The following is a 10,028-nucleotide window of genomic DNA, read 5'->3' as shown; positions in this document are numbered from 1 at the left end:
GATCAGGTGGTCGCCGGCGTCATAGGACAGGGCGCTCAGATTGATGATGTAGCGGGAGTCGTCCTCCAGGGAAAACTCGGTCACCATGCCGTTTTCGTCCTTGCCCGCTGTGACGGTAATGGTGTAGTCCTGGGGAATGGGGATGGGGAAATAGTCCACGGGACTCTGGTCCGGGGGGGTATACTGCCTGGTTCCATACATCTCAATGGGGAAATATTGGTACAGCTGGGCGGGACGGATCTGGAAGGTGCCGGACTGGCCCGGCTGGAGCTGATTGAAGGCGTACTCAATGGCCTCGCCCCAGGGGAACCGTTCCGACACCGCCGAGGATGCCCCGGCGCCGGAGTAGGACACCGAGCCGCTGTTCAGCTGGACGGTCAGGGGGGGATCGTCGTACAGATAGGAGGCCCATCGGGGCTCCAGGGCAAAGATAAAGGAGACGGTGCGGTCTTCCGGCCGGGGGGCGGGGAAGGAGATGTCCCACAGCAGCTGGCTGTTATAATCGGCGGGGAGGGAGACCTCCAGCCCCTCGGCGGCGGCGGGGTCCCCCGCCAGGGTCTCCGCCTGGACGGTGACCTGGTCACCCTGGCGGTGGATGACCACGTTGGCTCCGACCATCAGCCCTGCGGACAGCACGCCCAACGTGAGAATGAGGGCAACGGCAGCTTTCATGGGCTCACTCCTCCTCCTGGGTCAGCTGGTCCAGGGCCCGGCTCACCCGGTCGGCCTGGTAGCGGTAGGTCTCCTTCACATACTCCATCAAGGTGCGGCCCTCGTCCTCCAGCTGGGAGGTGGTGACGTCTCCCACCACCTTTCCCTTGTGGAGGAGCACCGCCCGGCCGATGAAGTGCTGCACCTCCTCCACCAGGTGGGTGGACAGCAAAATGGTCTCATGAGGCTCCAGGATGCCCAGCAGCACCTTGTAAAAGTCCTCCCGGTTGAAGATGTCGTTGCCAGCAAAGGGCTCGTCCATCAGGATATAGTCCGCTCCCTGGCTCAGGGCCAGGATCACCTCGAACTGGTTCTTCTGGCCGGTGGAGAAGCCCCGGATGGCCTTGCGCGTAGGCAGCTCAAAGAACTCCATCAGGGCGGCGAACCGCTTTTCCCGGAAGTTTGGGAACATGCTCCGGTAAAAGTCCCGGTGGGCGGCGGCGGAGAGGGCGGGGAAGTAGGAGTGCTCGCAGGTGGCGAAGGAGAGACGGGCGATGTTCTTGGGGGTGATGGGTTCCTCGTCCAGGGTGATGACGCCCGAGTACCGCAGCAGGCCCAGCACGCACTTCATCAGGGTGGTCTTGCCCGCCCCGTTCTCCCCGAACAGCCCCACGATCTCCCCGGGGCCAATGGACAGGTCCAGGGTATCCAGGGCCCGACTGCCGCCCAGGTAGGTCTTTTTCACTTGATACAGGCTCAGCATAGCAAACCTCCAATTCCGGCCCACACGTCCTCCGGCAGGTGGCCTGCCGGGGTGAAGAGCCAATACCACAAAAAGCAGAGCAGGAGCATCGCCAGGGCGCACAGAGCGGTGCACACCAGCTCCAGAGCGGGGCCCGCCAGGCACCGCCGCCCCAGCTCCCACCGCCGGGGCAGGCGGCGCATCAGGTAGATGCTGCGGCTGCCCTGGTAATGCCACCGGTAGTGGAAGATGGGCAGCAGGATGAGGCAGAGGGCCACCAGCACAAAGCCGGCGGCAGCGCCCTGGTAGAGGGTGGGGAAGGGGGGCACCACTGCGCCGGGTATGAGCACCCGCTTCTGGCCTTGGAGCTGGTAGAGCTGGTTGATGGCCTTCTGCATGGGAAAGACGAAGCGGAAAAAGGCGTACAGGGCGGCAAAGCCCAGAGCCAGGCCGGTGTACCGCAGCTCCCGCTGCCAGGGCCAGCCCAGGGGGTAGAGCCGGGAGAGATCAGGTTTCATCCACGTGCCACCTCCAGATACCGTAGAGTATGAGAAGCAGGGCGGCCAGCACGATGGCCAGCTGGAGCAGGGTGGGGATCAGGCTGTCCAGCGGTACCGGAAAGGCCAGGGCGGACGCCAGGGCCAGGGGCAGGGCGGAGAAGGCCTTCCGGCCGTGCCGCCAGTGGAGGGGGACAGCGGCGGCGGACATGCCCAGCATGGCGCACCCCAGCACATTGCGCACCAGCACCGGCCAGTCCGCCATGGGCAGCAGGCTATGAAGGAATTCGGTCTGGTAGCAGGCCAGCACCAGGGTTTGCCTGGTGACGGTGTCCGCCGGGGCGCTCTGGAGATACCAGCCCGCCAGGGCCAGGAACACGGCGATCTGGCTGGCCCAGTAGAACAGCAGCACCAGGGTGTTCTGCACTCCCCACAGGGTGGTGAGCACCCGTTCCTCCACCGGCAGGCGGCGGAGGGTGTAGCCGGTTTTGGCGCCCCGCTCGGTGCCGGGCAGGGCCAGCACCCCGCACAGCGCCACCAGCCCCGCGCCGAAGATCTGGTGAAAACCGGCGGTCTGTACCAGTTCTCTCAATCCGGAGCCGTCTCCCGCCTCGATCAGCTGGGGAAACGCCGCGGTAAAGCGCCAGGCGGACAGTCCGGCGACCGCCAGGGCGATGGCCAGGGCCTTCCACACCGTCAACCGGGCGGCGGGGGTGAGCGCGGTCAGATATGGTTTCATAGGGTTCCCTCCTCACTTTCCGTCCACAGCCGCCCAAAGAGGGCCAGGGCGGCCTCCTTGTCCAGCCCGGACTGCCGCAGGTTTTGCACCAGCACGGCCATCTCCTGTTCCAGCAGCTGGGCCCGGATGGCCTCCACCCCGCCGGGGGGGATGGACACCTCGCTCTTGGCCCCCGAGCGGGAGGTGATGAGCCCCTCCTCCTCCAGCAGCCGGTAGGCCTTCTGCACCGTGTTGGGGTTGACTCCCAGTTGGGCGGACAGTACCCGGCGGGAGGGGAGCTCGTCCCCCGCCGCTACCGTGCCGGCGGCGATGCCCCGCTTGATGTGTCGAATGATCTGTAAGTAGATGGGCAGCCCCTCCTGGGGGGAGAAGGAGTCAAAGGTCAGCATGGAGCACCTCCCTCCGAAGTGTATTACTTGACTAATACGGTTTTCTTAACTGTATTATATAAGTAATACGGTTATCTGTCAAGTATCTGTCAAGAGGAATCGTGACGGGAACAGCAAGGGTCTTTGGCGGAGATGCCGCCAAAGACCCTTGGAATTGACGCGCCAGATTCAAAACAGATCGGGCTGCTCCACCAGGTAGTGGTTGATCAGCTCCACCAGCCAGGTCAGGGCCGGGTTGCCTGACTCCCGGCGCCACACCATGCCCAGGTCAATTACTGGGTTATCCCCGTCCAAAGGGAGAAAGGCCAGATCGGTATGCATATACTCCCGGATATGATATGGGAGGATCGTTAGAGCTTGTCCGCACTCCACGGCGAAGATCACGTCCTCCATGGCGGCGTATTCCGCCAGAACCCGTGGGGTAAATCCCAGGTTTTTGCAAATCTGCCGGAACTGCTTGTACATAAAGCTTCCCGCTCTGGAGGACAGGCAGACAAAGGGCTCGGTGGCCAGCCGGTCATAGCGTACGACCATGTTTTCCAGACAGTGGTGGTCCTTGGGGCAAACCAGGCAGTAGAAATCTGAGCCCAGCTTGCGGCAGTGATATTGGCTCAGGTCCTGCAAATCAGTGAGCACCGAAAAGGCGGCGTCAAAGGCGGACTCCTCGCAGTCCCGCCGCAGACTGTCGGCGTCTCGGCGGAACAGCTCCACTCGTACCTGGGGATAGCGGGCCCGGTAGTCCAGCATGATCCTGGGCAGGAAATGGCGGCTGGGGCTGTTGAGGTAGCCCACTGCCAGAGTGAGATTGTCGTTGCGTTCCGCCTGAAGCAGCCGATCTCTGGCTCGCTCCTCCAGGTCCAGCATCCGCTTGGCGTCTTCTAAAAAGAGCTCTCCCGCCCGGGTCAGACTCACGCTGCGGGTGGTGCGGATGAGGAGCTTTGTGCCCAGATCCCGCTCCAGAGCGGAGATCTGGTGGGTGATGGCGGGCTGGGTCATATAGAATTCCTTGGCTGCCTCAGTAAAGCTCCGATGTACGGCCACCGACAGAAAATAACGCAGCTGTTCCATATTCATGGTTGTCCCTCCTCTTGGCAGACAGCTTGTCCTTATCATAATATATCGATAAAATAGTTTAATCAATACCTGAAAAAAGGCGAATTTCTCTTTTTCGCCCAAAGGTGCTACCATATATCTGAAAAAACTTGTGAAAAGGAACCAGAGCATATGGGTTTTCACGTGATGGGCGTCACTGCCGGTCGGAAAGACAGCAACTGCGAGATCCTGCTGAAGGAGGCCCTGTTGGCTTGCCGGGAGCAGGGTGCCGAAGTCCGGATGATTAATCTGAAGGATTACGAACTGCTGGACTGTGACGGCTGCACCCCCTGTACCATTGGTATGTCCATGGGGAAAAATGTGGGCTGTCCCCTGGACAAAAGAGACGACAAGAAAAAGATCATGAACGTGATGCTGGAGCAGGACGCCGTCATCTTCTCCGCCCCCACTTACGACCTCATGCCTTCCTCCCTCTTCCTGAAGTTCATGCACCGCAATCTGGCCTATGAGTCGGCCTTTCTTACCAAGATCGGGGCTATCGCGCCCCGGGACCGGGTGGGCGGACTGATTGCCGTGGGCGGCTCCACCCGCTCCTGGCAATCCATGGCCCTGGAGTGCATGCAGGCCACCACCTTCACCAACAGCTTTAAAATCGTGGACATGTACCTGGCCACCCAGGTGCCCGCCCCCGCTCAGGTGCTGCTCTATGAAGAGAAGCTGGCCCGGGCACGGGAGATGGGCGAAAACATCATGAAGGCCCTGAATACTCCTGCCTCTGAGCGCAAGTGGCTGGGGGACCCGGATTACGGCTGGTGTCCCAACTGCCACTCCAACGCCCTCTGCCTGGGGGAACCTCAGTGGAAGGGGCTGCACTATCCTATCGAGTGTGTGGTGTGTGGGGCCGACGGCACCCTGGAGCAGACGGAGGACGGTCGGTGGAAGTTTGTTATCGCCGAAAACGGTCTGGAGCGGGATCGCACTACTGAGGAGGGCCGGGGCGTCCACTGTGATGAGATTGCTGAGACCCAGGGCGGCTTCTTTATGGACCCAGCCAAGCGCCAGATCGTGGCCGAGCGGCTGCCCAAATATAAAAACATCCAGTTTCCTGGCATTTAAGTGCCAGCAATTCAGAAAGGAGCACACAGTAAATGAAATTTCCCCATCTATTTTCTCCCATGCAGGTCGGTAAGGTGACCTACCGCAATCGTGTTGTAAGCTCCCCTATGGCTTTCGGCCTCATCGTGCAGAATCCCGCCGCCCGGGATTTTACTTACCGCAAGCTGGAGAGCAGCGCCAAGGGCGGCAACGGCTGCGTTATTGTGGGCGAGACCGACATCAACTTTACCGATGCCGTACGCATCCCCGGCTTCCGTCCCTTCGACTTCGCCAAGCCCGAGGAGGACCCGGAGACTTTTGACGCTGTAGGCGAGTACGCCCGCCGCATCAAGCGCCACGGCGCTGTAGCCCTGGCTGAGCTGGTCCACTGCGGTAAGGAGAAGGTGCCCTTTGGCCCCGGTCAGGAGGCCATCGGTCCTATCGAGACCACCAACCTGGCTGGCATCAAGGTCCGTCCCATGAACGAGGACGATATGGTCCGGGTTGCCAAGGAGTTTGCCGTTGCTGCCACCTATATGCAGAAGGCCGGCTTTGACGGGGTGCTCATTCACGGCGGCCACGGCTTTATCTTCACTCAGTTCCTTTCCCCCCTAATGAACACCCGTACTGACAGCTACGGCGGCTCCCTGGAGAACCGGGCCCGTTTTCCCCTGATGATCCTGAAGGCCATCCGGGAAGCCGTGGGCCCTGACTTCCTGGTGGAGCTGCGCATTGACGGCACTGACCACCAGCCTGGCGGCATCACCCCTGAGGAGACCGGCGAGTTTATCGCCATGGCCGAGCCCTACATCACCTCCGTCCACGTGACCTGCGGTATCTATGAGGCCTCCGTCACCTCCGGCACCGAGAGCTCCATGTTCCACCCCCACGGTCTGAACATTGACAACGCTGCAATCATCAAGAAGTATACCAAGTTGCCTGTGGGCGCCGTGGGCGGTATCAACTCCCCCGAGATGTGCGACCAGGCCATTGCCGAGGGTAAGATCGACTTCGCCATTCTGGGACGCCAGATGCTGGCCGATCCCGAGTTCGCCAACAAGGCCCGAGAGGGCCGTGAGGACCAGATCCGCCGCTGCCTGCGCTGCTACAAGTGCTTCCCCGGTTCCCCCGAAGAGGGCTACGACGATTTGCCCTTCACCAGCGAGGAGCTGGCCCTCTACGTGGGCCACTGCACCATCAACCCCATGGCCCACCTTCCCTTCGACCCCGACACCCTGGCTCCCGCTTCCAAGTGTGAGACCGTCCTCATCGTGGGCGGCGGTGCCGCCGGCCTCCAGGCGGCCATCACCGCCGCCGACCGGGGCCAGAAGGTCATCCTGGCCGAGCGGGAGGGCTACCTGGGCGGCCTGCTGCGGTTTACCGATGTGGACACCGACAAACCCGACCTGATGAATTTCAAAAACCTGCTGGTACGGGAGGTAGAGCGCCGGGATGTGGACGTGCGGCTGAATACCACCGTCACCCCGGAGAACATCGGCTCCTTTGGCGCCGACGGCGTCATCTTCGCTACCGGATCCCTGCCCACCTGTCCTCCTGTGCCCGGCATCGAGCATGCCCATCAGGCTATGGATATGTATGACGGCAAGGTGAAGCCCGGCCACAAGATCGTCATGGTGGGTGGCGGCCTGGTTGGCTGTGAGGCGGGCCTCTTCCTTCAGAAGACCGGTCATGAGGTCACTGTGGTGGAGATGCTGGACCGGCTGGCCAACGAGGCCTTCGGTATGTACCGTGAGGCCCTCATTCTGGAGATGGAGAAGTGCGGCATGGGCATGATGCCCAAGACACGCTGCCTGGAGATCACTCCCACCAGCGTGAAGGTGGAGAACGCCGACGGCGTCCAGACCCTGGAGGCCGACACCGTTCTCTTTGCCCTGGGCATGAAGAGCGTGGACATTACCGCTCTGAAGGAGGCAGCCGAAGCCAAGGGCCTGAAGACCTGGGTCATCGGCGACGCCATCAAGCCCGGCAAGGTGGACCAGGCCACTCGCAGCGCCTACCTGGCTGCTATCGAGATCGGAAAGTAAGTCTGGAATGTGTCCGTTTTCCCTTGGAAGGCTTGGCTTCCAAGGGAAAACGTTTTATACTACAGTATATAAGAGAACAGAAAGGAAGGGATCATCATGCCTGAACGCGCCCCGCTGACCGCCGAGGAGCGGGCACTGCCCTATGCCAAATTTTACGATCTGCCCATCACCCCCATCCCCGAGGAGAAACTGGCTGTGCTGGCCGGCGGGCCTATGGACCCTGCCTTGGCCATGAAGATCGAGGACCGAAACGATCTGTTCCTTCCCGGTGATCTGCCCTGCGAGCTGGGCTACTGCGTCATGCCCAACGGTACCGGCTACCTGGCCAATCGCACCTTTATGCCCGGTGTGACCCCAGAGATGTTTGAGTGGTGGTTTGCCTGGCACAGCCTGGAGGATCTGCGCTATCGGATATGGGACCCGGAGGATCACTACTATGCCCGCCAGCAGAACCGGGGAAAGACCCTGGATCAGTCCCTGCCCATGCGGGAGCGGACCTGGGGCACCAGCCATGTGGTGCTGGAGGATGTGGGCGGTGGCGCCGACGATCTGATCCTGGAGTTTCGCTATCCCCACGAGCTGGGCTATGACGAGTCCAAGGTGGGCACTGAGGCCTGCGCCACCATGATGTGCGCCAACGGCCACGGTCCCATCCCCGGCCAGGGTGTGGCGGCTGTCATGACTCACTTTGTCCGGGAGGTGGAGGGAGGCATTGTGCTTCGCTCCCGATTCTGGATCGGCTACGGTCTGATTGACGGCCAACTGGTGAAGCTGGTGCCAGACGGGATTTCCGTGCCCCTGGAGGTTGTCCAGGGCCTGTTTGCCCACAACTTGAAGGAGTTCGGTCATCTGGCTGCTATTCTGCCCCAGGTCTACGCCGAAAACAAAGACAATTGGTAAAGCGAAACAACGCAAAACGGGCCCGCCGAGGCGGGCCCGTTTTGCGTTGTCCGGCGGAGCCCCCTTCCTTTTTCCCGCTAAGTCCGGTATACTATACTGGATATCGACAAAGCGAGGGAACGATATGCTGCTATCGGCGGAACAACTGACCAAGACCTATGGGACCCGGGCGCTGCTGGACGGGGTATCTTTTTACGTGGACCGGGGGGATAAGGTGGGGGTGATCGGCCTCAACGGTGCCGGCAAGTCCACTCTGCTCCGGATACTGGCGGGGACAGAGGAGCCCGACGGCGGCGCCGTCCGGCTGGACCCCAACGTGCGCCTGGAGTACCTGCCCCAGAACCCGGTATTTCCCGGGGAACACACCGTGTTGGAGCAGGTGCTGGCGGGGCTCAATGATAACGACCGGGCTCTGGCGGAGTACGAGGCAAGGACCATCCTCAACAAGCTGGGAGTGCCCCGGTTTGACCAGAAGGTGGGAGCGCTGTCCGGCGGGGAGCGCCGCCGGGTGGCTCTGGCGGCGGTGCTGGCCCGACCCAGCGACGTGCTCATTCTGGACGAGCCCACCAACCACCTGGACAACGACATGGTGAACTGGCTGGAGGAGGCTTTGAAAGCCTGGAAGGGGGCTTTGGTGATGGTGACCCACGACCGGTACTTTCTGGAGCGGATCGTCACTTCTATGGTGGAGGTTGAGGAGGGAAAGCTGTACGCCTACCCGGGTAATTACGACAAATACCTGGAGCGGAAGTCGGCCCGGCTGGAGAGTGAAAAAGCCAGCGAGCGCAAGCGCCAGGCCATTCTCCGCCGGGAGTATCAGTGGGTAATGCAGGGCCCCACCGCCCGGGGTACCAAGAGCCGGGAGCGGCTGGAGCGGTACGAGGCCCTGAAGGCCCAGACCGGCATGGAGGAAAAAAGTACCTTGGAACTGAACGCCCGGTCCAGCCGTCTAGGGAAAAAGACGGTGGAGCTGCAGGGCGTGACCAAGGCCTTTGGCGGCCGGACAGTAATCCGGGATTTCTCCTGTATGCTGTTGCGGGACGACCGCATTGGCATCGTGGGGGCAAACGGCAGCGGAAAATCCACTCTGCTCAACCTGTTTGCTGGAGACCTGGTCCCAGACGCAGGGGAGATCGAGGTGGGGGAGACCGTTCGGATGGGGTACTTCCGTCAGGAGGTGCCCAACATGGATGGAGATAACCGGGTCATCGACTACGTGAGGGAGATCGGCAACAACATCCGGACTGCTGAGGGGATGCTCACGGCCACCCAGCTGTTGGAGCAGTTTCTTTTCCCGACGGAGGTCCAGTGGAGCCCCATCAACAAGCTGTCCGGTGGGGAAAAGCGGCGGCTTTATCTGCTGGCGGTGCTGGCCGCCGCCCCCAACGTGCTGCTGCTGGACGAGCCCACCAACGATCTGGATATCCAGACCCTGTCCATTCTGGAGGATTACTTGGATTCCTTCCCCGGGGCGGTCATCGCCGTGTCCCACGACCGGTACTTCCTGGACCGGGTGGCTAAGCGCGTGTTCGCCGTGGAGTCCGATGGAGTGGTACGAGGCTATTCCGGTGGCTATACGGAATATCTCCAGGCCAGACGGCAGACGGAAAAGGCCAAGCCTCCCAAGCCGTCCCCGGTGGAGAAAAAGCCCCAGAAGCCGGCCCCCCAGAAGAAGGTAAAGTTTACCTACAAGGAGCAACGAGAGTTTGAGACCATTGACGATGACATTGCCGCTCTGGAAGGGGAGATCGCCAAGGTAAAGGCGGATCAGGCTGCCCAGGCTACCGACTATGTGGCCCTCCAGACTCTCCAGGCCAGACAGGAGGAGCTGGAGGCTGCGTTGGAGGAGAAGTTGGAACGGTGGGTCTACCTTAACGATCTGGCCGAGCGAATGGAGCGCGGCTGAGCTCCCGTCCA

The 10,028-nt window shown here is 61.6% G+C and carries 10 protein-coding genes; 4 read left to right on the top strand and 6 right to left on the bottom strand.

Features of this window, described 5'->3' with window-relative positions; all coding sequences use genetic code 11:
* From H6B51_RS06480 to H6B51_RS06455, 6 genes are all read right to left on the bottom strand, one after another.
* On the bottom strand, positions 1-672 hold a 672-nt coding region (locus H6B51_RS06480; protein WP_204882908.1), incomplete at its 3' end, for a hypothetical protein.
* A 4-nt stretch (positions 673-676) separates the two neighbouring features.
* Complete coding sequence (locus H6B51_RS06475) at positions 677-1,414, bottom strand: ATP-binding cassette domain-containing protein (protein WP_204882907.1); 738 nt, start codon at positions 1,412-1,414, stop codon at positions 677-679.
* Entirely contained in the window at positions 1,408-1,911 is a 504-nt protein-coding gene (locus H6B51_RS06470; RefSeq protein WP_204882906.1) for a hypothetical protein, read from the bottom strand. The genes H6B51_RS06475 and H6B51_RS06470 overlap by 7 nt, the downstream gene beginning before the upstream one ends.
* Positions 1,901-2,629 (bottom strand): hypothetical protein, encoded by a 729-nt coding sequence (locus H6B51_RS06465; RefSeq protein WP_204882905.1) that lies wholly within the window; start codon positions 2,627-2,629, stop codon positions 1,901-1,903. Before H6B51_RS06465 ends, H6B51_RS06470 begins: the two co-directional genes overlap by 11 nt.
* Entirely contained in the window at positions 2,626-3,018 is a 393-nt protein-coding gene (locus H6B51_RS06460; protein WP_204882904.1) for a GntR family transcriptional regulator, read from the bottom strand. The genes H6B51_RS06465 and H6B51_RS06460 overlap by 4 nt, the downstream gene beginning before the upstream one ends.
* Before the next feature lie 168 nt (positions 3,019-3,186).
* Positions 3,187-4,092: a LysR family transcriptional regulator gene (locus H6B51_RS06455; RefSeq protein WP_204882903.1), complete on the bottom strand. Its 906-nt coding sequence runs from the start codon at positions 4,090-4,092 to the stop codon at positions 3,187-3,189.
* Between the two features lie 150 nt (positions 4,093-4,242).
* Here H6B51_RS06455 and H6B51_RS06450 point away from each other — a divergent pair, with 150 nt between their 5' ends.
* The 4 genes from H6B51_RS06450 to H6B51_RS06435 all read left to right on the top strand — a co-directional run bounded on the left by H6B51_RS06450 (position 4,243) and on the right by H6B51_RS06435 (position 10,017).
* Positions 4,243-5,187, top strand: coding sequence for a flavodoxin family protein (locus H6B51_RS06450; RefSeq protein WP_204882902.1), 945 nt, complete (start codon positions 4,243-4,245; stop codon positions 5,185-5,187).
* A gap of 32 nt (positions 5,188-5,219) precedes the next feature.
* Complete coding sequence (locus tag H6B51_RS06445) at positions 5,220-7,211, top strand: oxidoreductase (RefSeq protein WP_204882901.1); 1,992 nt, start codon at positions 5,220-5,222, stop codon at positions 7,209-7,211.
* 96 nt (positions 7,212-7,307) lie between these two features.
* Positions 7,308-8,111, top strand: coding sequence for a DAPG hydrolase family protein (locus H6B51_RS06440; protein WP_204882900.1), 804 nt, complete (start codon positions 7,308-7,310; stop codon positions 8,109-8,111).
* 124 nt (positions 8,112-8,235) lie between these two features.
* Positions 8,236-10,017, top strand: a complete 1,782-nt coding sequence (locus H6B51_RS06435) for an ABC-F family ATP-binding cassette domain-containing protein (protein WP_204882899.1) — start codon at positions 8,236-8,238, stop codon at positions 10,015-10,017.
* Positions 10,018-10,028 lie beyond the last annotated feature (11 nt).

The organism is Pseudoflavonifractor phocaeensis (assembly GCF_016901955.1).
In the GTDB taxonomy this organism is placed as follows: Bacteria; Bacillota; Clostridia; order Oscillospirales; family Oscillospiraceae; genus Flavonifractor; species Flavonifractor phocaeensis_A.
The sequence above is the reverse complement of the archived record's forward strand: the minus strand, read 5'-3'. Positions and strand labels throughout refer to the sequence as shown.

Coding starts and splice junctions, on each gene's coding strand:
- H6B51_RS06475 (WP_204882907.1), bottom strand. CDS start 1,414: ATGCTGAGCCTGTATCAAGTGAAAAAGACCTACCTGGGCGGCAGTCGG.
- H6B51_RS06470 (WP_204882906.1), bottom strand. CDS start 1,911: ATGAAACCTGATCTCTCCCGGCTCTACCCCCTGGGCTGGCCCTGGCAG.
- H6B51_RS06465 (WP_204882905.1), bottom strand. CDS start 2,629: ATGAAACCATATCTGACCGCGCTCACCCCCGCCGCCCGGTTGACGGTG.
- H6B51_RS06460 (WP_204882904.1), bottom strand. CDS start 3,018: ATGCTGACCTTTGACTCCTTCTCCCCCCAGGAGGGGCTGCCCATCTAC.
- H6B51_RS06455 (WP_204882903.1), bottom strand. CDS start 4,092: ATGAATATGGAACAGCTGCGTTATTTTCTGTCGGTGGCCGTACATCGG.
- H6B51_RS06450 (WP_204882902.1), top strand. CDS start 4,243: ATGGGTTTTCACGTGATGGGCGTCACTGCCGGTCGGAAAGACAGCAAC.
- H6B51_RS06445 (WP_204882901.1), top strand. CDS start 5,220: ATGAAATTTCCCCATCTATTTTCTCCCATGCAGGTCGGTAAGGTGACC.
- H6B51_RS06440 (WP_204882900.1), top strand. CDS start 7,308: ATGCCTGAACGCGCCCCGCTGACCGCCGAGGAGCGGGCACTGCCCTAT.
- H6B51_RS06435 (WP_204882899.1), top strand. CDS start 8,236: ATGCTGCTATCGGCGGAACAACTGACCAAGACCTATGGGACCCGGGCG.